19 protein-coding genes are annotated in these 22534 nt (G+C 60.5%); 17 read left to right on the top strand and 2 right to left on the bottom strand.

Features of this window, described 5'->3' with window-relative positions; all coding sequences use genetic code 11:
• Positions 1-110 precede the first annotated feature (110 nt).
• Positions 111-1778 (top strand): formate--tetrahydrofolate ligase, encoded by a 1668-nt coding sequence (locus I6I72_RS00460; protein WP_049063567.1) that lies wholly within the window; start codon positions 111-113, stop codon positions 1776-1778.
• An 86-nt stretch (positions 1779-1864) separates the two neighbouring features.
• On the opposite strand, the gene I6I72_RS00455 is transcribed toward I6I72_RS00460, so the two are convergent.
• The gene (locus I6I72_RS00455; RefSeq protein ID WP_034657506.1) at positions 1865-2692 is read right to left on the bottom strand and encodes a RecB family exonuclease; all 828 of its coding nucleotides are present in this window, start codon (positions 2690-2692) and stop codon (positions 1865-1867) included.
• Between the two features lie 46 nt (positions 2693-2738).
• Between I6I72_RS00455 and I6I72_RS00450 the strand changes: the two genes are divergently transcribed.
• The 13 genes from I6I72_RS00450 to I6I72_RS00390 all read left to right on the top strand — a co-directional run bounded on the left by I6I72_RS00450 (position 2739) and on the right by I6I72_RS00390 (position 18037).
• Positions 2739-3998 (top strand): M18 family aminopeptidase, encoded by a 1260-nt coding sequence (locus tag I6I72_RS00450; protein ID WP_049145799.1) that lies wholly within the window; start codon positions 2739-2741, stop codon positions 3996-3998.
• Positions 3999-4035: 37 nt separating this feature from the next.
• Positions 4036-4872, top strand: coding sequence for a tRNA (adenine-N1)-methyltransferase (locus tag I6I72_RS00445; RefSeq protein ID WP_070508578.1), 837 nt, complete (start codon positions 4036-4038; stop codon positions 4870-4872).
• 102 nt (positions 4873-4974) lie between these two features.
• Positions 4975-6534: a proteasome ATPase gene (gene arc, locus I6I72_RS00440; protein ID WP_049145795.1), complete on the top strand. Its 1560-nt coding sequence runs from the start codon at positions 4975-4977 to the stop codon at positions 6532-6534.
• Positions 6519-8045 (top strand): depupylase/deamidase Dop, encoded by a 1527-nt coding sequence (dop, locus tag I6I72_RS00435; RefSeq protein ID WP_201807285.1) that lies wholly within the window; start codon positions 6519-6521, stop codon positions 8043-8045. Before arc ends, dop begins: the two co-directional genes overlap by 16 nt.
• Positions 8046-8063: 18 nt before the next feature.
• Entirely contained in the window at positions 8064-8255 is a 192-nt protein-coding gene (locus tag I6I72_RS00430; protein WP_005531508.1) for a ubiquitin-like protein Pup, read from the top strand.
• Between the two features lie 44 nt (positions 8256-8299).
• Positions 8300-9676 (top strand): Pup--protein ligase, encoded by a 1377-nt coding sequence (gene pafA / locus I6I72_RS00425; protein ID WP_049145931.1) that lies wholly within the window; start codon positions 8300-8302, stop codon positions 9674-9676.
• A 110-nt stretch (positions 9677-9786) separates the two neighbouring features.
• Positions 9787-10767 (top strand): helix-turn-helix transcriptional regulator, encoded by a 981-nt coding sequence (locus I6I72_RS00420; protein WP_049145792.1) that lies wholly within the window; start codon positions 9787-9789, stop codon positions 10765-10767.
• Between the two features lie 2 nt (positions 10768-10769).
• Positions 10770-11726: a helix-turn-helix transcriptional regulator gene (locus I6I72_RS00415; RefSeq protein WP_201807274.1), complete on the top strand. Its 957-nt coding sequence runs from the start codon at positions 10770-10772 to the stop codon at positions 11724-11726.
• 59 nt (positions 11727-11785) lie between these two features.
• Positions 11786-12049, top strand: coding sequence for a Sec-independent protein translocase subunit TatA (gene tatA, locus I6I72_RS00410; protein ID WP_046645989.1), 264 nt, complete (start codon positions 11786-11788; stop codon positions 12047-12049).
• Between the two features lie 87 nt (positions 12050-12136).
• Positions 12137-13213, top strand: a complete 1077-nt coding sequence (gene tatC, locus I6I72_RS00405) for a twin-arginine translocase subunit TatC (RefSeq protein ID WP_005531498.1) — start codon at positions 12137-12139, stop codon at positions 13211-13213.
• Positions 13214-13234: 21 nt separating this feature from the next.
• Positions 13235-16054 (top strand): DEAD/DEAH box helicase, encoded by a 2820-nt coding sequence (locus I6I72_RS00400; RefSeq protein WP_201807269.1) that lies wholly within the window; start codon positions 13235-13237, stop codon positions 16052-16054.
• Positions 16055-16111: 57 nt separating this feature from the next.
• Positions 16112-17275: a M24 family metallopeptidase gene (locus I6I72_RS00395; RefSeq protein ID WP_201807256.1), complete on the top strand. Its 1164-nt coding sequence runs from the start codon at positions 16112-16114 to the stop codon at positions 17273-17275.
• Positions 17276-18037 carry an SDR family oxidoreductase gene (locus tag I6I72_RS00390; RefSeq protein WP_100087843.1) on the top strand — a complete coding sequence of 254 codons (762 nt, stop codon included), beginning with the start codon at positions 17276-17278 and terminating at the stop codon, positions 18035-18037.
• A 14-nt stretch (positions 18038-18051) separates the two neighbouring features.
• Here the strand turns inward: I6I72_RS00390 and I6I72_RS00385 are convergent, their stop codons facing one another.
• Complete coding sequence (locus I6I72_RS00385) at positions 18052-18909, bottom strand: hypothetical protein (RefSeq protein ID WP_201807253.1); 858 nt, start codon at positions 18907-18909, stop codon at positions 18052-18054.
• 137 nt (positions 18910-19046) lie between these two features.
• Here I6I72_RS00385 and I6I72_RS00380 point away from each other — a divergent pair.
• The 3 genes from I6I72_RS00380 to lnt all read left to right on the top strand — a co-directional run bounded on the left by I6I72_RS00380 (position 19047) and on the right by lnt (position 22533).
• Positions 19047-20272 (top strand): IS3 family transposase gene (locus I6I72_RS00380; protein ID WP_201806497.1). Its coding sequence is split into 2 segments (ribosomal slippage): positions 19047-19326 and positions 19326-20272, totalling 1227 coding nucleotides; the frame shifts between segments, so codons are not numbered across the junction.
• A 54-nt stretch (positions 20273-20326) separates the two neighbouring features.
• A complete protein-coding gene (locus I6I72_RS00375; RefSeq protein ID WP_034657502.1) occupies positions 20327-20947 on the top strand; it encodes an FxsA family protein in 621 nt (206 codons plus the stop codon).
• Positions 20947-22533, top strand: a complete 1587-nt coding sequence (lnt, locus tag I6I72_RS00370) for an apolipoprotein N-acyltransferase (RefSeq protein ID WP_005531488.1) — start codon at positions 20947-20949, stop codon at positions 22531-22533. The genes I6I72_RS00375 and lnt overlap by 1 nt, the downstream gene beginning before the upstream one ends.
• Position 22534 lies beyond the last annotated feature (1 nt).

Below are 22534 nucleotides of genomic sequence, written 5' to 3'. Positions count from 1 at the left end.
TGAGGCACCTGAATTACCCACCACAAAAGGTAAGTTTAAAGCCAGCCGCTTGGCCCCCAAATCTTTGAATTTGGCCGGATCAAGCGGCTTTTTCTCGGTAGCATAAAGCCATGACTACCCACCTGACAGACGTTGAAATCGCCCAGGCTCACCACCTCGAGCCCATCACCGATATCGCAGACCGCGCCGGCATCCCGGCAGAAGCTCTCATCCCTTACGGCAACACCAAAGCCAAAGTCGACATCACCAAGCTGGATCACTCTAAGCCCAAGGGCAAGCTGGTCTTGGTAACGGGTGTTTCGCCAACTCCTGCCGGCGAAGGCAAGTCCACCACGCTCATCGGCCTCACCGATGCGCTCTCCCTCCTCGGCCACAAGGCCATCGTCGCTCTGCGCGAGCCTTCTCAAGGCCCAGTCATGGGCATCAAGGGTGGTGCCGCTGGCGGCGGTTACTCTCAGATCGTCCCAATGGAAGACATCAACCTGCACTTCACCGGTGACTTCCACGCCATTGCCGCCGCCACCAACACTCTTGCGGCAATCATCGATAACCACATCCATCAAGGCAACCAACTAGGCATCGATCCTCGACGCGTGACCTGGCAGCGCTGCCTCGACGTCAACGACCGTGCACTGCGCAACGTCGTCACCGGACTCGGTGGACCCGCCCACGGAGTCCCGGCAGAAACTGGTTTCACCATCACCGCAGCGTCCGAAATCATGGCAATCCTGGGCTTGGCTACGGACCTCGAGGATTTGAAGAAGCGCCTCGGTGACATCACCGTCGGCTACACCTACGATCAAAAGCCCGTCACCGCACGTGAGCTCAACGCAGAAGGCGCGCTCACCGCGCTTATGCGCGATGCCCTGAACCCGAACTTGGTCCAGACCCTGGGCGGCACCCCGGCATTCGTGCACGGCGGCCCGTTCGCCAACATTGCCCACGGCTGCAACACCTTGCTGGCTACCCAGACTGCTATGGAGTTCGGCGACATCGTCCTCACCGAAGCTGGCTTTGGTGCAGACCTTGGTGGCGAGAAGTTCATGGACATCAAGGCTCGCTTTGGCGATCTCGACGTCGCCGGTGCAGTGGTCGTAGCAACCATCCGCTCCCAGAAGTACAACGGCGGCCAGGCTCGTGAAGACCTCACCACCGAAAACCTGGATGCGCTGCGCAAGGGCATCGTAAACCTAGAGCGCCACGTAGAGAACCTACGGAAGTTTGGCCTACGCCCAGTTGTCGCTCTGAATTCCTTCTTCACCGATACCGACGCCGAGCGTGAGTTCATGCGCACGTGGGCTGAGGACTTCGGTGTTGCTCTCGCCGAGGCAGACGTCTGGGGCAAGGGCGGCGAAGGCGCAAAGGAACTTGCTCAGACGCTCATCGACAACCTGCAGGACGGCGCAGCCCACCAGCTCTACGACCCAGCAGAGGGCGTCGAGAAGTCCATCGAGACCGTCGCCAAGGAAATCTACCGTGCCACCCACATCGAGTATGGCCCCAAGGCGAAGAAGGACCTGCAGTACATCAAGGACAACGGCTGGAATGAATTCCCAGTCGTCATCTCTAAGACGCAGTATTCCTTCTCGGACAACCCGTCTGCGCTGGGGGCACCGGAAGACCACACCCTGCATGTGCGCGAGCTTCTGCCACGTACCGGCGCTGGATTCATCGTCGTCCTTACCGGCGACGTCATGACCATGCCGGGTCTGCCTACGAAGCCGGCCGCGAACAACATCGACGTTGACACCAACGGAACCATCTCTGGTCTGTTCTAAAGACAGAAAATCAAAAAAGGCTGCCGAGTACTCGAAGATAACAATGTGTACTCGGCAGCCTTTGTTTATGAGTTGCTAGCTGTTAACTAGGAAACGTCCGCCGTGGACCCGGGCCAGCCCGGGTACTCCGGAGGGGTGCCGCCGAACTCGGGGCACAGCTTTTGGAAGGAGCACCAGCCGCACAGCTTCGAGGTCTTTGGCCGGAAGACGCCCTCTTTGCCGTCACCTTCGATTTTCGCCCACAAATCGCCAAGGTCGCGCTCGAAGTACTCCAGCTCCTCCCGAGTTGGTGCAAGGAACATCGAGTCCAGCACCTTGAGGTACATCAGGCGCAGCTGGGCTGGAATGGTCCCGAGGATGCGCCAATAGACCAGCGCATAAAAACGCATCTGGAACTGGGCATCGTGGCTGTAACGGGGGAGCGGCTTCTTGCCCGTCTTGTAGTCAACAACGCGCACCTCGCCCGTTGGCGCCACATCAACACGGTCGATAAATCCGCGGACCGGTACGCCGTTGGGCAAGACAGTATCGACGTACATCTCGCATTCTTGGGCGTCGAAGCCCTGCGGGTTTTCCATCTGGAAGTAACCCTTGACCAGGTCCCGGGCAGAGACGAAGAAGTCGAGAGTGGCGTCGTCAGGCACCAGCTCCTTAAGCTCCGAATCCGCCGCCACCATTTTCTCCCACTCCGGCTTAATCATCTTCACCGCAGTGGGGTAGTCGCGCTGCTCACGGGGAAGCTTGTGGGTGTTTTCGAGAACCGCGTGAACCAGCGTTCCCTTCACCTGTGCCAGCGTCTTCGGTTCGGGGAGTTTGTCAATTGCTCGGAAGCGGTAGAGCAATGGGCATTGCTTATAGTCAGAGGCCCGTGACGGTGAAAGCGCCAGCGGTCGGGGAGTGCGTGCATCAGCCATGGTCCTTTTAGCCTAGCGCCCGAGCATTCATGGCAAAGTAGGGGGTATGAGTATTTCGGATGAGTTCCTCGATTTTATTGCTGCAAGCCCTTCTTCCTATCACGCAGCGCACGAAGTAGCGCGCCAATTGGAGGAGGAAGGCTTCGTCCGTCAAGATGAATCCGCCGAGTGGTCAGCGGCGCCTGGCGGACACGTCATGGTTCGCGGTGGCGCAGTAATGGCTTGGTATGTGCCCGAAGGTGCGGACAAGAACTCGGCCTTCCGCATCGTAGGCTCTCACACTGACTCACCAGGCTTGGTCCTAAAACCCACCCCGGACTTTGATTCCGCCGGCTGGCAGCAAGTCGCAGTGGAAATCTACGGCGGCGCGCTCCTGCATACGTGGTTCGACCGCGAGCTCACCGTTGCTGGCCAGGTAGTCACCAAGGATGGCGAGCACCACCTGGTCAACACCGGCCCAATCCTGCGTCTGCCTTCTTTGGCCATCCACCTCTACCGTCAAGACGAGTTCAAGCCGGACCGCCAGCACAACATGCAGCCAGTGCTTTCCGTTGGCACTCCTGATGCCTCCGTCTTGAGCGTCGTTGCGGAAAAGATCGGTGTGGAAAAAGACGAGATCTCGGCCTTTAATCTCATCACCGCTGACGCGCAGCGCGGTGCCGTCTTCGGCGTCGGTGAACCACTCATCGCAGCTGGCCGTATGGACAACCTGGCTTCGGTCCATGCTTCCTTAGTAGCCATGAAGAACGCGGCACAGAAGGGCGCGGTTGCGCATAACGACGTCCTCGTTATGGCCGCCTTCGACCACGAGGAGGTGGGCTCTTCCTCCCGCTTTGGTGCTGCTGGTCCAATCCTGGCGGACGTGCTGGGCCGTACCGGCCGCGCACTCGGCGCCAACGAAGAGGAGCGCTACCAGATGTTCGCACGCTCCTCCTGCGTATCTGCCGACGCCGCGCACTCCGTACACCCGAACTATGTAGGCAAGCACGATCCGACACACCATCCGATCATCGGCAAGGGTCCGGTCACCAAGATCAACGGTAATCAGCGCTATGCCTCCGACGCCACCACTGTTTCCTTGTGGGAACGCGCGTGTGAGCGAGCAGGAGTTCCTTTCCAACGCTTCGTGGGCAACAACGACGTCCCGTGTGGCTCCACCATCGGCCCCATCACCGCAACGCGGCTCGGCATCGACACTGTCGACGTCGGAGTGCCCATGCTCTCGATGCACTCGGCCCGCGAAATGGTCGGCGAACGCGACCAAGTATGGATGGGCGAGGCCATTGAGGCATACTTGGTAGGTTAACTAGACCCTCTCCACAGAAAGCATAGGAATCCCCACGATGCCTTACTCCGGACCATTTCACTATGGCGATCGCGTCCAGCTGACCGATGCTAAGCGCCGCCACTACACCGTGGTGCTCGAAGAGGGCGGGGAATTCCACTCGCACAAGGGCATCATCCGCCACGACGAGATCGCCGGAATGGACGAGGGCTCTGTCGTGCGCTCGACTTTGGGCAGCGATTTCCTGCTCTTCCGCCACCTCATGGTGGACCACGTGCTGTCGATGCCGCGCGGCGCCGCCGTCATTTACCCCAAGGACTCTGCTCAGATCCTGGTGGAGGGCGACATCTTCATGGGCGCCCGCGTCCTGGAGGCAGGCGCGGGTTCTGGCGCGCTTTCGATGACTCTGCTGCGTGCTGTGGGCCCAGAGGGCCACGTCTTCTCCTACGAGGTTCGCGACGATCATCTCGAGTACGCGGTGGACAACGTCAAGGAATACTTCGGTAATCAGCCGGAGTGGTGGTCGCCGCGCTTGGGTGACTTGGCCGATGTCACCGTCGACGAGTTGGGCGGCCCAGTTGACCGCGTCATCCTCGATATGCTCGAGCCATGGGAGCACCTCGAGAAGGTGCGCGACATCCTGATTCCTGGCGGCGTGTTCATGACCTACGTGGCCACCGTCCCACAGCTGATGAAGGTCATGGAGGGCATCCGCGAGCTGCAGTGCTTCACCGAGCCTAAGGCTTGGGAGTCCCTCGTGCGCGAGTGGAAGGTCGAGGGCTTGGCTACCCGCCCAGAACACCGCATGAACGCACACACCGCATTCCTCATCTGGACGCGCCGCCTTGCCGACGGCGTAACCCCGCCGCGCCCGCAGCGCCGCGCTCGCAAGTAACGCCGCCCAAGCCCTGCGCGCCAAACACAGCACACCAGGGTGCACCCTCACGAATGAGGGGTACCTAACCTTGCGGAGAGCCGTACGCGCTAGTGTGTAGCTATGAACGACGCAAGTCACACCGCCGACCTCAAACGGCAGATTGATCAGCTCGCCGAGCGCAACACCAAGCTCGCATCCTTGTTGCAGGACTCTCGCAACAAGCTGCAGCAGATGCTCGCTGAAGTCAACGCCCTTTCCGAGCCTGCTTCGACCTATGGCGTCTTCCTCGGATACTCAGGCCGCGAGCACGACTCCCGCCGTGATGCCGAGGTCTATACCAACGGCAGGCCCATGCGCCTGAAGATCTCGCCCAACTTGGAGCCGGGCAGCCTCAGCGTGGGCCAGCAGGTGCGGCTTGGCGACGGCTTCGTGGTCGTCGAAGGCTGCGGGCATCCAGATACCGGCAACCTTGCCACCGTGCAGGAAAAAGTCGATGACTCTCGCGCCATCGTGGCTAATTCCTCTGGTGAGGAACAGGTCGTTCTGCTCGCCACCCGTCTCCGCGAGGGCGTACGCGCTGGCGACACCATCCTCATCGACTCCAAGTCCGGCGTCGCACTAGAGAAGATCGAAAAGACCGAGGTTGCGCAGCTCTCGCTGGAGGAAGTTCCTGACGTCACCTACGAGGACATCGGCGGCCTCGACGCGCAGATCTCCCAAATCCGCGACTCCGTGGAGCTACCCTTCCTGCATCCGGATCTCTACCGCCAGTATGACCTCGAGCCGCCCAAAGGCGTGCTCCTATACGGCCCTCCCGGCTGTGGCAAGACCCTGATCGCCAAGGCAGTGGCCAATTCTCTTGCCAATAAGATGGGCAGCGCCGGCCCGAGTTACTTCCTCAACGTCAAGGGCCCAGAGCTGCTCAACAAGTATGTCGGCGAGACCGAGCGCCGCATTCGCCTCATCTTCGAGCGCGCCCGCGAGCTGGCGGCTCTCGACGCCGCGCGTCCTGTCATCGTCTTTTTCGACGAGATGGAGTCCATCTTCCGCACGCGTGGCTCCGGCGTGTCCTCCGATATGGAGACCACCGTGGTCCCACAGCTGTTGACGGAGCTCGACGGCGTCGAGAAGCTGGGCAACGTCATCGTCATCGGTGCCACCAACCGCGAGGAACTCATTGACCCCGCGATTATGCGCCCGGGCCGCCTCGACATCAAGATTCGTGTGAACCGCCCCAACAAGCAGGGCGCACGCGATATCTTCTCCCGCCACTTGGGGGAAAAGGTCCCGCACCAGGGCGATGTCGATGCTCTTATCGACGCCGCGGTAGAGGATCTGTATTCGGAGCGCCCATTCGTGCGCTTGCACTACTTGAACGATGAGCCGCGCATTCTCTACTACCGCGACTTCGTGTCCGGCGCGATGATCGCAAACATCATCGCCCGCGCGAAGAAGCTGGCCATCAAGGAGGCTCTGGCCGGGGATGCCCGCGCAGCCCAAGGCATCACCGAGAATCACTTGCGCCAAGCGATCGCCGCGGAGCAAGCGGAGTCCGAGTATGTCCCAACCTCCGCAAGCCCGGAGGAGTGGACAAAGATTGTCGCGGGAACCGAGGCCGGCGCCGAGGTCACCCGCGTTGAGCTGATGGGTTTTAGGAGCACCTCATGGCACGCGTCTTAGGAACTGAAACTGAATACGGCATCTCCACGCCAACTAACCCGGAGATGTCACCTATTGTCACCTCGACTCACGCGGTCGTCGCTTATGCCGCGCTGCATACAGGGGCCCGCTCGCGCTGGGATTTCCGCGAGGAGCACCCGCTGCGAGATTCCCGGGGCTTCGACCTCAAGCGCTACCAGACGGTACCCATCGTGGACCCCAATGCCATTGGTGTTGCCAACGTGGTCACCGCCAACGGTGCGCGCTTCTACGTCGATCACGCACACCCCGAGTATTCCTCGCCAGAGTGCACCAATGCTTGGGACGCCATGCTTTACGACGCTGCCGGTGACCTCATCCTGCGCCGCGCCGCCGCATCCGTCGCGGAGCTCACAGAGCAGGGCACCTCGGTGCTCGCCAACCATGATCCGTGCCCGCCGCTGAAGTTCTACAAGAACAACGTGGACGGCAAAGGCGCTTCCTATGGTTCCCACGAGAACTACCAGTATCGCCGCAGCACCGACTTTGGCGACATCGCTGCGGGACTCATTCCCTTCTTTGTCGCCCGCCAGGTAGTCATTGGTGCAGGACGCGTGGGCAGGGGACAAGACGGCGAGGAGGCCGGCTTCCAAATTTCCCAACGTGCCGACTACATCGAGCAGGAGATCTCGCTAGAGACCACGCTCAACCGCGGCATCATCAACACTCGTGACGAGCCGCATGCCGTGGCAGCGGACTTCGGGCGCCTGCACGTCATCATCGGCGACGCGAACATGTCGCAGACCTCAAACTTCTTGAAGCTGGGCATGACCTCCTTGGTCCTCGATGCCATCGAAGCCGGCGTTGACTTTAGCGATCTGCAGCTGCGCGACGCCGTGGCCGAGGTATCTAAGGTCAGCCACGACCTCACCTTGACCCACAAGCTGCAGCTCAAAGACGACCGCGAACTCACAGCACTCGAGATTCTCGCGGTCTACCGCAAGCGCGTCGCTGCGGTGACGGACGTCGACAAGCGCGTGCTCGAAGCCTGGGACGAGGTGACAGGCCTGCTGTCTGCCGCCCCAATGTCGGCAGCGCATCTCTTGGACTGGGTGGCCAAGTACCAGCTCATCAAGGGCTATATGGACCGCGGCGTGGATCCTGCGAACCCGAAGCTTGCGCTCATCGATCTTCAGTACACTGACATCGACCCAGCGAAGTCGCTATACCACGCGCTCGTGCGCAAGGGACGCATGCGCACGCTCGTCAGCGATGAGGACATCGCCCGCGCTGCGGATAATCCGCCTCGCGACACCCGCGCCTTCTTCCGCGGCAGTATCACGCAGAAGTACAGCGAAGATCTGCTGGCGGCCAGCTGGCAGACACTGTCTTTCCGCACCCCGACGGGCACGGCAACCGTAGCGCTGGACGATACGCGCGGGCTTGGCGCTGACGACGTCGAGAAGCTCATTGCGGACTCCGCAGACTCCCAGGAGCTATTGGCCAAGCTCGGCCACATGGGCGTAAACGTCGAGTACTCTAAACATGGTTAAGAAAGGAAAAGTAGAGCTATGAGTGGAAACCAATCCCAGGTCAACGCTGGCAACGGCGGAAACGACGGCGACGCATCTGAGGACTTGGCCGCAGGCCAGGTTAGCATCAACAGCGCCGGCACCGAGGATCTCCTTGACGAGATCGACGGACTGCTGGAGAACAACGCCGAGGAATTCGTGCGCGCTTACGTACAAAAGGGCGGCGAATAATCGTGGGGGAACTCGCCACAGGTCCGGTCTATGCCCGCCGCATTATGGGAATTGAGACCGAATACGGAATCACCTCGAGTGCCAGCGGCGATCAACGGAGAATGACTCCGGACGAGATCGCCCGCATCCTTTTCCGTCCCGTGGTGGACGAGTACTCCTCCTCGAATATCTTTCATCCCAACGCCTCACGCTTGTACCTCGATGTAGGTTCCCACCCGGAGGTGGCCACCGCGGAGTGCGATAGCCTCACCCAGCTCATCAACTATGAGCGCGCTGGCGACCGCGTGGTTGATGACTTAGCACGCCGCGCTGAGGAAGCTCTCGCGGCGGAACAACAGCCCCGCGCGGTGTACCTGTTCAAGAACAACGTTGACTCGGTCGGCAATTCCTATGGTTGCCACGAGAACTACCTCATCAGCCGGCACGTGGTGCTCAAGGATTTGGGCGTAGCCCTGCTTCCATTCATGATTACCCGCCAGCTGATCTGCGGTGCGGGAAAGGTTCAGCCCGCGCGAGGCGAGGAATCAGCGCACTTCCTGCTTTCGCAGCGCGCCGACCAGGTGTGGGAAGGCGTTTCTTCCGCGACCACTCGTTCGCGCCCCATCATCAACACCCGCGACGAGCCGCACGGTGACTCAAAGCGCTTTCGCCGCATGCACGTCATCGTGGGCGATTCCAACATGTCCGAGCCGACGTTGGCGCTCAAGGTCGGCTCTGCGTTGTTGATGCTGGAGATGTTCGAGGCCGGATTCGACGTTCCGCGCTTCGAGGTTGTTGATCCGATTCACCACATTCGCGAGATTGCCAGGGATACGACGGGGCGAACGCCGCTGCCATTGGCTGATGGTTCCACGATCACTGCGTTGGAGGTGCAGCAGGCGCTATGCGACGCCGCCCGCCGCTGGCTTAACGAGCGCGAAGACGCAGGCACCCCGTCGGCTGAGATGGCGCGCGTGGTCGACTTGTGGGAGCGCACATTGCATGCCATTGAGACCCAGGACTTCTCGGGCGTTGACCGCGAGATCGATTGGGTTATTAAGCGCGGACTGCTAGACCGTTACCGCGACCGCCTGGGCGGGGAGTGGGGCCACCCGAAGCTGGCACAGATTGACCTGACCTATCACGACATCCGGCCGGGCCGCGGTTTGTTCAGCATCTTGGAAAGCCGCGGAATGGTGGAGCGTTGGACCACTGACGAAGCAATTGCTAAGTGCATCAACACCCCGCCGCAGACCACGCGCGCCAAGTTGCGCGGGCAGTTCCTGGCGGAGGCGCGCAGGCTGGGATCTAATGTCACTGTGGACTGGACACGCTTGAAGGTCAACCGCCCTGAGCCCATGACGGAGGAGTTTTCTGACCCGTTCGTTTCAGAGGATCCCCGCCTGCAAGCGTTGTTAGACTACATGGAGCACAACGCCTAGTTCCCGTGCCTGCCTATATCCCGTGCGTATGGTTGGCGCGGTGCAGGTATGCGCGCTGTATTCTTAAATAAACCTGTTTGCATATAACCGATGTGAAGGAGCATGCCCGCATGGCTGAAGGGAATCCGGCAAAGCGCGACGAGGCCGTCGAGCGGCTGACCAACCTTTCCTTTGCCTTGCAAGGCGCGGCACATGGTGGCGGCAGCCCGGACCGCAGCGCGGCTTGGATCCGCAAGAATGTCGAGGGCTATCAGAATCGCAGCGATGAGGCCTTCTTAAAACAGCTCTCGCGCGACGTCGTCACGCTGCAGCGCGCGGGTGTCCCAGTGGTCCACTCCAGTGGCGAGGATGGATCGATGTACCGCCTCAACCAGGACGAGTACCAGCTGCCGCCCGTTGACTTCACTCCTGAGGAGGCCATGGTCTTGGGCGTGGCTGGCGGAATTGGCAAGCCAGGCGGCTTGAGTGACTTCACGCTGTCGGCGTGGACGAAGATCGCAGCCTCTGGTGCATCCCGCGACCTGAGCGGCGCACCCGTCTACGTTGCGGTCAACGACATCACCCGCATCAGCCCGGAGCTGACCACCGCAGTCATCACGGCGGTGCGCGCGCATCTCCGCATTACTTTTGATTACTACGCCACGCCCTCCTCGCCGGCAGTGCGGCGCACGATGGACCCGTGGGGACTAGTCAACCACAACAGCCGCGTGTACTTGGTTGGCTGGGACGTTGACCGTGAGGCGGCCCGCGTGTTCCGTGCAACGCGCATCGATAACGTCAAAAGGTCGCGCCAGGACGCCACGCACCTTACTGTGCCTGGCCCGCTGCAAGACCTCGTTGTTGAGGCTCTCCAACGCGGCGAGACCGTGGACGCGCTCGTTTCGATCCCGCAGGGCAGCGCGCTCGAGCTCGCTGCTGCTGGCAAACAGCGGGAAGATGGGCTCTATGCCATGAATGGGGTGGAAAAGGACTGGCTTGTTCGCACTGCTGCTAGCTATGCACCAGGCGTTGAGGTCCTCGAGCCCGCCGCGGTTCGCGCCGCCATCATCGAGCTGCTTACCGCAGAACGCCCGCAGGAAGGGGAGAAGTAGACATGGCTGATGGTTCCCAAAAGCTCCAGGCGCTGGTGCGCTCACTTAATCTGATTCCCTATTTCCGCAACCACCCAGGGCAAAGCCCAATGGAGGCCGCCACGGACCTGGGGATGACACCAGCGGAGCTCAAGGACGCGGTGGATCGCCTCTTTTGTTCAGGCGTTGGGCGTAATACAGAGGACCTCATCGATCTTTCCTTTGATTACCGCGACGGTATCCAGATCTACAACGATCAGGGCTTGACCCAGGCACTGCGTCTCACGCCTACGGAGGCGGGCGCGTTGCTGCTGACCCTCGAGTCCTTGGAAGCCATGCCGGGTCTAATCGACACTGCCGCTGTGCGGTCCGCCGCTGCAAAGCTGCGCGACATCATGGACGAAAAGACCGCAGCCATCTACGACTCGCTGGCGCACATCGACCCCACTGAGTCCGAGGTGCAGGCCGCGCTTGCGGGCGCCGTCGACAAGTGCCAACGCGTGCGCTTCAAGTACTGGTCCGCATCAAGCAACCAAGAAAAGGAACGTACCGTCGATCCGGCGCGTATTTTCATCTTCGAATCGGAGCCCTACCTCGTGGCCTGGGACGAGTCTGTAGGCGCACACCGCACCTTCCGCCTTGACCGCATGCGTCAAGTAAAAGTGCTGGAAGAAAAGGCTAATCCGCGCGTTCGTCAGCTCGACTTTGACCCTGACCAGCCTTTCGAAATGCGACACGCCAAGACTGCGCAACTAGAGATTCAACCAGAATTCACTTGGCTTGCTGAGCAGCACGATATAACTTTAGGTGAGACACTAAAAAATGGTCGTGTAGCTGCAACGATGCCAATTGGCGGCGAGGACTGGTTTATTCGTTTCGCACTCAGCCAAGCTGATAGAGTGCGAGTCGTGGGCCCTGAACCACTTGTTCAAGCAATTGCAGATCGGCGAATCACGGCCCTTGAGCGTTATACTCAATAGCCGAAAGTTAACTCAATAGACCAGCTCCACATGAGCCTGTCGAACAGAAAGAGGCACCCATGCCAATCGGTCCTAGGGAATTACTTATTATCCTCCTCGTCGTCGTCCTGCTTTTCGGCGCCAAGAAGCTGCCTGAGCTGGCTCGCTCTATGGGCCGTTCGATGCGCATTTTCAAGTCTGAGGTCAACGAGATGAAGGCTGAGAATGAACAGCAGGGCCAGCTCGCAAAGCCTGCGAAGCAGACTGACGAAGAGTTCTGGAACAGCCCGGAAATGCAGCCTCGCCAGTCCCAGCCGCGTTCTGAAGGCAACCCAAACTCATAGATGTGGTGAGCGCTTCTGACACGCATTAGCCGTGTCGGAGGCGCTTTATTTGTTCCAGATTTTTCTTTTCACGGAAGGTCGATGTCAATGTCTGCACAGGGAAGTGTTGCTGGCCAACAAAGGCCAGCGCGTAAGCGACCCCTGCTCAAGAGGTTCGGCAAGCGTAAGTCCAATCCCATGGGCGAGATGACGCTGGTTGAGCACCTTCAGGAGTTGCGCAAGCGCATCGTCATTTCACTCGTCGTGCTCGCCATCGGCGCCGTCATCGGATTCATCTGGTACGAACAAGCTCCCTTGGGGCTGCGCCCGCTAGGCGAGATCCTGCGTGGCCCATATTGTGAACTTCCTGCTGAGCGCCGCGCCTCCTTCAGCGCTGACGGGGAGTGCCGCCTCTTGGCCACCAGCCCGTTTGAAATGCTGACTTTGCGCTTGAAAGTGGGCACACTCGCTGGCACTGTGCTGGCCTCACCGGTTTGGCTGTACCAAATCTGGGCGTTCATCGTGCCTGGCCTGCACAAGAACGAGAAGAAGTACACCTTCATCTTCGTTACCACCGCCGTCATTCTCTTCGTTGGCGGCGCCGTACTGGCCTACTACATTCTCTCCGTCGGCCTTGAGTTCCTCATGAGCATGGGCGAGGAGTTCCAAACGGCCGCTCTGACTGGTGAGCGCTACTATTACTACCTTCTCGCGATGCTCCTCATCTTCGGCGTGAGCTTTGAGATCCCGCTGCTGGTAGTCATGCTCAACATCATCGGCATCTTGGAATACCGAGTGATCAGGAACAAGCGCCGCATCATTTTTGTGGTCATCCTCATCTTCGCGGCGGTGGTTACTCCGGGCCAGGAAGTCTTCTCGATGATCGTCTTGGGCGTAGCGCTCGAGGTCCTCATCGAGTCCGCGTTCCAGTTCTGCCGCATCAATGACAAACGGCGCAACCGCAACCGTCCGGATTGGTTGGATGTGGACGACGAGTCTGCTTCGGCGTTGGATGACGACACCACGGGTATCGGGCTGCCTACGCCGGTTGAAGCCGCACAACCTGTTTCTTCCTCGCACCTGGCACCCCGCACTCATGGCGCGCCGCCAACCGCACCTTCCGCAGCGCCTAACTCGGCGCCAAGTACGCCGCCTAACGCGGGCTTCTTCGACGACGTCCTGTAGCAGCGGGTAACCTGAGGACTTATGACTTCCACACACCTGGATACCTTCCGCGATAGACTGTCCCACCCGCTGGATGATTTTCAGGTCGAGGGATGCCGGGCCGTTGAAGAAGGACACGGTGTCCTCGTCTGCGCGCCCACCGGCGCGGGCAAGACCATTGTGGGCGAGTTCGCTGTGTCCCTGGCGCTAAGCCGCGGAACCCGTTGCTTCTACACCACGCCCATCAAGGCGCTGAGCAACCAGAAGTACCACGATCTTGTCGCCGCACACGGCGCGGACGCCGTCGGCCTGCTCACGGGCGATGTCTCCATCAACTCCCAGGCAGAAATCCTCGTCATGACCACTGAGGTTCTGCGCAACATGATCTACGCAGAGTCCGGGGCGTTGGACCGCCTGAGCCACGTGGTCATGGATGAAGTCCACTTCCTCGCCGATGCCTCTCGCGGCGCAGTGTGGGAAGAGGTCATCCTGAATCTCCACGAGAGTGTCTCCATCATCGGCCTGTCCGCCACGGTGTCGAACTCGGAGGAGTTCGGCGAGTGGCTTTCCGCCGTGCGCGGCGACACCACGGTTATCGTCTCTGATCATCGCCCGGTGCCTCTGGACCAGTGGATGATGATTGGCCGCAAGATCTACCCACTGTTTGAGCCCGAGTCCGGCGGCCAAGTCAATGCCGAGTTGGCACGGCGCATCCGTCGTCTTGAGGCGGGCGATAGCGACGACGGGCGCAACGACGCCCATTCGGGCCAGGGCTTCCGCGCCCGTGCCCGCCACAAGGGCGGTGACCGCGATTCACGTAACTCCCGCGGTGGCCGCGGCCGTTCCGGCGCCTCCCGCCCGCAGGACCGCTACCGTCCGCTGGGCCGCCCTGAGACTCTCCAGGTTCTGCAGGGCATGGACATGCTCCCTGCCATCACGTTCATCTTCTCCCGCGCGGGTTGCGATGGCGCGCTCCACCAGTGTCTGCGCAGCCGCATGGTGCTCACCACGCAAGAAGAATCCGAGCGCATCAAGGCCATCATCGACGCAGGTGTCGAGGGCATTCCAGAAGAAGATCTTCAGGTCCTTGACTTCAAGCGATGGCGCGAAGCATTGTCCCGCGGCTTTGCGGCCCACCACGCGGGAATGCTTCCTGCATTCCGGCACATCGTCGAAGACCTCTTCGTGCAAGGCTTAGTCCGCGCCGTATTCGCCACCGAGACTCTTGCCTTGGGCATCAACATGCCTGCTCGCACGGTCATCCTGGAAAAGCTGGTGAAGTTCAACGGCGAGGCGCACGTCGATCTCACCCCGGGCCAGTACACACAGTTAACCGGCCGCGCGGGTCGTCGCGGCATCGACACCATCGGCAATGCCGTGGTGCAGTGGGCCCCAGCTATGGATCCGCATGCGGTCGCAGGTCTGGCCTCCACGCGTACCTACCCGCTGATTTCCACGTTTGCGCCCGGCTACAACATGGCTATCAACCTGCTGGGCATGCTGGGCTTCGAGGAGTCACTACGCCTGCTCGAGAAGTCCTTCGCGCAGTTCCAAGCTGATGGCTCGGTCGTCGAGGAGACCCGTGAGATCGAAAAGGCGGAGCACCGCGTGCGGGAGCTGCGCAATCAGCTTGACGACGCCATCGATGCACTCGCACCTCCATCACGCGATGGTGAAGACCCAGCAGAGGTCCTCATGGACTACATCCGCCTGCGTCGCAAGCTCACCGACGAGGAGAAGTCGGTGCGCGCCAACAACAATGCGCAGCGCAACCAAGAGGTCGCCGTGGTGCTCAGCCGTCTCCAGCTGGGCGACGTCATCGCCATCGCTGGAAAGAAGCATCCCATTCTTGCCGTCGTGGTCACTCCCGCGAATCAAACCGCGGACCCACGCCCATGGGTGACTACCGAAACTGGATGGTCCGGCCGCATCGATGTCTCCGGCATCAACAATCCGCCAATCGTCGTGGGCCGCATGAAGCTCCCGCGTCCGGTGCAGAAAAACCCGCGTCGCAACACCAAGTTCATACAAGATTCCTTCAAGCGCAACCGCTACGACCGCCCAAAGAAGATGCGCATGGCGCCGCGCAACCGCACCAACAAGAAGGTGGGCGAGCTACGCGACGCCATCCGCAACCATCCGGCCCACTCGTGGCCAGCAACCGACCGCGAGCAACTGGCGGGTATCGCGCAAAAACTGGCGCGGCGCGAAAGGGACCTCGAGAAGGTCAGCAAGAAGGTCGAGCGGGCTACCGATACCTTGGGCAAGACCTTCGGACGTATCGTCGACTTGCTCTCTGAGATGGACTACGTCGAGTTCGAAGGCTTTGGCGAAGACCGCCGCCCAGTCATCACCGATGAAGGCGAGCGCCTTTCCCAGATCCACAGCGAGTCAGACTTGCTCGTAGCGCAGTGCTTGAAGCGCGGCATCTGGAATGAGTTAGACCCAGCGGAGCTAGCCGGTGTGGCATCCCTGTGCATCTTTGAAAACCGCAAGGAAACCCGCGGCGAGCCGGAAGCGGCCACGGATGCCATGGCCGACGCCATGGAAGCTACATATCGCATCTACACCGAGCTCATCGCCGACGAGGCCCGCCACAACCTTCCACGCACCCGTGAACCGGAGGCCGGCTTCGCACTTGCCATCCATCAGTGGACCGCCGGAGCCCCGCTGGGATACTGCATGGCTGCCGCGAACGAAGCCGGTGCGGAACTTACCCCCGGCGACTTCGTGCGCTGGTGCCGCCAGGTGGTGGACATGCTGCAGCAGATCGCCAAGACCGGCTACGAGGAAGACATCCGCCGCAATGCCCGGCGCGCCATCGATGCAATTCAGCGCGGCGTCGTGGCCATCGGCGCTTAAGCACACCGCGTCCCCTGAAATGAAGGCACGCGGGGTACGCGGGGTAGGCTCGTGCACATGTCTGATTCAAACAGTGCTTTTCCAGTGTCTGTATACGCCGACCGCTTGCAGCGGGCTCAAGAGGTATCCGCTGAAAAGGGGATTGACCTGCTTATTTTGGGTACCGGTGCCGACTTTGCTTATCTCACTGGTTCCTGGGTCTCCTCCCACGAGCGCTTAACCGCTTTGGTGCTTGGCCCCACGGGCAAGCCTTTCATCGTTGCCCCGTCTACGGACATCGAAACGCTTAGCTCCTCGCCTGTGGCGCAGCTCGGTTTGGAGTTGCGCGGCTGGAGCGATGGCGAGAACCCTTATGAGCTCGCCTGCGAGCCTCTGCGCGCCACGACATCTTCCAGTACCCCCACGGTGGCGCTTGGTGCATCGCTGACCGCTGACCACGTCTTGCGCATCCAGGGCCTGCTTGCTGAGTCCGCCCAGTCTGGTGCACAGCCTCAGTACGTGCTGGCCACCTACTCCTTGGCCGAGTTGTTTACCCGCAAGGACGCCGCCGAGCTGGAGGAGCTGACCAAGGCGGGCGCGGCTATCGACGCCGTCCACGCTGCTGTTCCTGGTCTGCTCCGGGCAGGACGCACCGAGGCTGACGTCGCAGCGGACCTGCGCGACCTGATCCTCCGCCAACACGTGGAGGTCGACTTCATCATCGTCGGTTCTGGCCCTAACGGTGCCAACCCGCACTACGACTACGGTGACCGCGTGCTGAGCAAAGGCGATCCAGTGGTCGTTGACATCGGAGGCACCCTGCCTTCGGGTTATCACTCCGACACCACCCGTACTTACGTTGTGGGCGGAGATCTGAGCGCAGCGCCTCAGGACTTCCAGGACGCTTACGCAGTACTGGAGCGCGCCCAGGCAGCTGGCCGCGCAGCAGCCAAGCCCGGCGCGACTGCACAGGAAGTCGACCGCGCTACCCGTGAGGTCATCGAGGAAGCCGGCTTCGGCGAGTACTTCACGCATCGCACCGGACACGGCATTGGCCTGTCTACCCACGAGGAGCCCTTCATTATGGCTGGCAACGAGTTGGTCCTTGAGGAGGGCATGGCCTTTTCCATCGAGCCGGGCATCTACGTGCCAGGCAAGTGGGGCATGCGTCTTGAGGACATCGTGTACACCACCGCGGATGGATACGAATCCGTCAACCAGGCACCCCGCGAGGTCCGCTAGATGGCAGGTGTGTTGATCCTCGGCGGGCGCAGTGACATCGGTGGCGAGATTGCGCAGCGTCTTGCTCCGGGAAACGAGATTGTCCTTGCAGCACGCGGCACCCACGGCATGGACGAGCACATTAAGAAGCTTCGTGCCGCGGGCGCAACTGCAGTCCATACTCTCGACTTCGACGCCACCGCCGTCGAGCAGCACCGTGCCGTATTTCGGGCGGCACGTGAGCTGTGCGAGCACAGCGACGGAATCACCACCGCCGTAGTGGCTTTCGGCATCCTTGGTGACCAAGACCGTGCTGAGCGCGATGAAGCCCATGCTTTCGATATCGCCTTGGTGGACTATGGCGCCCAGGTATCGATGCTGACGGTACTTGCTGATGAGATGACCCGCGGCCACATCGTCGCCTTCTCATCCATCGCTGGGTGGCGTGCCCGGCGCGCCAACTACGTATATGGCTCCACCAAGGCTGGTCTCGATGCTTTCTGCCAAGGACTTGCCGATCGCCTGCACGGTAGCCCGCTCGCACTCATTACCGCGCGCCCGGGCTTTGTCATCGGTTCCATGACCACCGGAATGAAGCCAGCACCGCTTTCGGTGACCCCAGACGCGGTTGCCGACGCCGTGGTTGATGCCATGTCTGGCAAGGGCGCGGGCACTGCTGACGCGCCGCGCAGCCGCACCCTCTGGATTCCGCGTCCCCTCCAAGCGTTGGCATGGGTCATGCGCGTGGTTCCGCGCCCCGTGTGGCGCCATATGCCGCGCTAGCTTGTTCTTACTTGTTACAGCAAAGGCGAATTCACGTCGAAGATAAACCCACGTGGTGCCAGCACGCGCAGGACCACTTCGGCGTCGCCTTCCGCGATGTCATGGAACACGAGCCCCTGCCACGGGGTGACCGTGATATCGACGTCGAGGCGTCCGATCAGGTCCGCGAACTCCGCTGGGATTACTCCCTTGTGCAGTCCTGCTCCTAGGTCAACGCGCTCTTCAGGGGTATGCTCAGCCAGCCAGCCGATGGGCTGGGTCGGCTTGTCCGAGGTCTCCGTTGCAGACAGCTTCAGCTCTTCCGTTCGGCCTGTATCCGCAGACGCTTCCTCCGGCGCCTTCGCCGCCGCTTCTTCAATCGCATTAACCAAGGCGGGCACGAGGTCCTCGATGGCCAGCACAGCGTCGGAAAGCACGCCCTGCGCAATCAGCTGAGCGCTGTCAGTGCCGCGTAAGAGCACGCCATAGTCGACGCCCTCCGCAACAATGTCGCCGCTTCCGTCATCGACGCCTAGGACAAGCTCAGAAGCCGCCTCCAGCCCCTCACAAACCGCCGCAATATCGCGGGCCAGTTCGCGCGCTGCTGCCGAGAGAGGGGAAGCCAAGACAGGCCGGCTTAGCGTGCTCAATGCAGGAGCGCTAACGCGAGCAACAAGCTGCGCTACGTCGTGGACACCGCGCAGCTCCAATGCTGCGTTCTGGGCGAGGTAGACATTGCCGTCGCCGAAATCCTGAGCCAGTCCTGCGATTTCAATCCAGTCTTCCGCCGTCGTCGCACCGGCTACCGGTTGGAAACGCGCGACGGTTCCATGGACGGCGTCGTCAAGCAGCAGCGGCGAACCTACGTGAGGCGTTTCAGGGGTATCAGTCATGGCTGCGAGTCTAACCGTTGCGTTCACTGCCCCTAGATTCCGGTTGTAGAAAACACGTCAGCGGGTGTTGGCCACGGCATGTATGCCGTGAAGCGTCCTGGGTTTAGTTCCTACCTCAGCTAAGGAAGGATTGAACTATGCCTAGAAAGTATTCCGTCGAGTTCAAGGACAAGGCGGTCCATCAGATCATCGAAATGGTCCGCCTGGAATCTTGCTCACTGCAACGCGCCTACACGGAGGTCGGCGAGCTCCTTGGAGTATCTCACCACACGTTGCGGGCTTGGTACCGTGACAGCGCTTCAGTACGCGATAATTCTGACGCTTCAGGCGGCGAAACAATGGAAGAAGAGCTCAAGCGTCTGCGCCGCGAAAACCGCGAACTGAAACGAGCAAACGGGATTCTTAAGACAGCTTCGGCTTTTTTCGCAGCGGAACTCGACCGACCCACGACCAAATGATCTCCTACATCGACACGTATAAAGATCAGTTTGGGGTCGAGGCCATCTGTCGAGTCCTTAAACAAGCAGATCGTGGATTCATTACTTCACGCGGCTACCGCAAAGCTACCACACGTGTTCCCAGTGCAAGAGCCTTAAGCGATAGCCTGCTCATCCCAGAGATACAGCGTGTGCATGCGGAGAATTTCTCGGTCTACGGTATCCGCAAAATGTGGCACGCGATGAACCGTGAAGGCTTTCATATTGGTCGCGACAAGACTGCACGACTAATGAAACTTGCAGGTGTTTCTGGCCGCAGACGTGGGCGAACCCCTGTGACAACGATTAGCCCGAAGACACCGGATCATCGCCCGGACCTAGTGCGCCGAAACTTCCGTGCGCAGGCACCAGGCAGGCTTTGGGTTGCCGACATTACCTACGTTCGCACCCTGTCAGGATTCGCCTACACCGCGTTTGTCGTGGATGTCTTCAGCCGAAAAATTGTTGGTGTTGCTACACGCTCGACAATGCGCACCGATGCGCTGCCCATGGAGGCATTGGAACATGCGTTAACGACTGCAGGACGAATCCATGGAAACCAACTAATTCACCACAGCGATCGGGGCAGCCAGTACGTGTCACTGAAGTATTCCACCGCGCTAGCTGAGTCAGGAATCCGCCCGAGTGTGGGAACAATCGGCGATTCTTATGACAATGCTCTAGCCGAAACAGTCAACGGTCTCTACAAGGCGGAACTGATTCATGCCCAGGGCCCGTGGACGTCGGTCGGAGAAGTCGAACTGGCCACCTTGCGGTGGGTGCATTGGTGGAACACTAAGCGACTTCACGAAGCATTGGACTACGCCACCCCACAGGAAGTAGAAACCGAGTACTATCTCACCCAGCCCATCAACACAGGGCCGTAAAAGAAGCGGAACTAAACCCAGGACGCTTCACCGCGGATGGGTAGGGTAGAGGCCATGCCATTCGTTCTGTTTATCGCCTATACCTTGCTTGAGACACTCGCCTTTTGGGCCGTGGCCAAGTGGATTGGAATCCTGTGGGCACTCGTGGCCTTGTTCGTGTCGATGTTCTTCGGCATGTCCCTCGCAGGTATTGAAATCCGCCGCATCATGAGCCGCCAGATTGTGCGCGGGCAAGACGGGATCTACTACATGGACGGAAACCAAGCTGGCAAGACCGCCGGCAACGTGGGCCTGACGCTGGCAGGCGGCCTGTTGCTATCGATGCCAGGGTTTGTCTCAACGCTCATCGGCGCGCTACTCATCTTTGCGCCAACGCGCTCCCTGGCGCGCACGATTCTCGCGGCTTCTATGGTGCGCAAGATTGAGCACATGGGCACCCGCATCTTTGAAGCTTCGCCCATGGCGCAGCACCATGATTCCTATGGAAGCTTCGGAAACGCTGCGGACTACGGTTCAGCAACCGGGTATCCAGGCGGTGCCCAGGGGAGCCGCCCAGAGCCGGAGGTCCTCGACGAGGAAGAGATCCGTCAGTGGACCGAGAACCTCGATCCTGATGACTTCACCGGTGGCTCGGCCGACGACTCCGGAAACGATGCGGGAGACTCCAAGAAGTAATGAAACAATTTCTGTGCCGCCTAGCGCTTGCCGGCGTTTCAGGCGGTGTTACTTTTTGCGCTGTTGAGCCACTGGGTTGGTGGCCCATGGGGATCCTCGGTATCGCGTTGCTCTTTGCCGCCTTGGTGCCGTGGAGAGCCTCAAGCGTGAGCCTGAAAGCTGGAGCCGCAATCGCCAGCCTTCACGCGTTTTTTCTCTATCTGCTCACCTTGCCGTGGATCGGGGAGTTGGTGGGTAATTTCCCCTACATTGCTTTGGCATTCTGGCTCTCCCTCTATGCCATCTTGCTAGGTATCGGCGGGGCTGCACTTGCCCGCATGAGGTCGGGTTTCCTCTTGTTCCCGTTCTTTTACGTAGCGGTCGAGATGTTGCGCTCGAGCGTTCCCTTCGGCGGCTTTTCCTGGGTCCGCCTTGCCTGGGGACAGATTGAAGGGCCGTTGGCTAATCTGGCGCCGTGGGGCGGGCCAGCGCTCATCACTTTCGCCACCGTCATGTGCGCGTGCGGATTGGTGGGTTTGGTACAGGCCCGCGGAAAACTCCGTGCGGCTGCGCTGGCGGCAGTGGTGCTTCCCTTGGTGGCAGGGCTCGCGGCGGGACTCGGTATCAACCGCCCGGACCATACTGTGGGCGAAGTCAAGGTAGCCGCGATTCAGGGCAACGTCCCGCGGATGGGCCTGGATTTTGCCGCCCAGCGCAGGGCCGTATTGGAAAACCACGTCCGAGTCACACAGGAAGCCGCCAATGCGGCCCAGGAAAACAAGGAAGACCCCATCGATCTGGTGATCTGGCCGGAGAATTCCTCCGACGTCAATCCTCTTAAGGATGCGCAGGCACGCATGCTTATCGACGCCGCCGTCGACGCCATCGACGCGCCCGTTCTGGTGGGTACGCTAACGAAGGACGCGGTGGGCTACCGCAACACCATGCAGGTTTTCGAGCCAGGTGGGGAAGTAGGAGAGCACCACTACAAGAAGTATTTGCAGCCCTTCGGCGAGACGATGCCTATGCGGAATTTCTTCCGCAAGTTCACGGACATGGTCGACCTAGCCAGCGATTTCAAGCCGGGCGACGGCCCCGGTGTGGTCACGATGAACGACGTTCTCGTCGGTGTGGCCACATGCTACGAGGTCTCTTTCGACCAGGCATTCCGCAGTTCGGTGAACAACGGTGCTCAAATTCTTTCGACGCCTACGAACAACGCCACCTTCGGTTACTCCGACATGACCTATCAGCAACTAGCCATGAGCCGCCTGCGCGCCTTGGAGACTGACCGCGCCGTGGTTATCGCCGCAACATCGGGAGTCTCGGCCATTGTCCATCCGGATGGCCGGGTGAGCCAACACAGCGAAATCTTTGAGCCGAAGTATCTCATTGAGACGCTGCCGCTGCGCAAGGGAGTGACCTTTGCCGTGAGGTATGGTTCGCTCCTGCAATGGCTCATGGTTATCATTGGAACAGTCAGCGCACTACTTGCTCTCCGTTCTGCACGCAGGACAGGCAATCTTGAAAAGCCAGGAGCCCGTGGCAAGCAACGTGCGCCTAAACAAAACTCTGCTACACCGGCAGCAAACAACGAGGAGCTTTAAA

The sequence above is a fragment of the Corynebacterium striatum genome (assembly GCF_016728105.1).
GTDB classification, from domain to species: Bacteria; Actinomycetota; Actinomycetes; order Mycobacteriales; family Mycobacteriaceae; genus Corynebacterium; species Corynebacterium striatum.
Note: the sequence above shows the minus strand (reverse complement) of the source record. Positions and strands in the feature narration are given on the sequence as shown.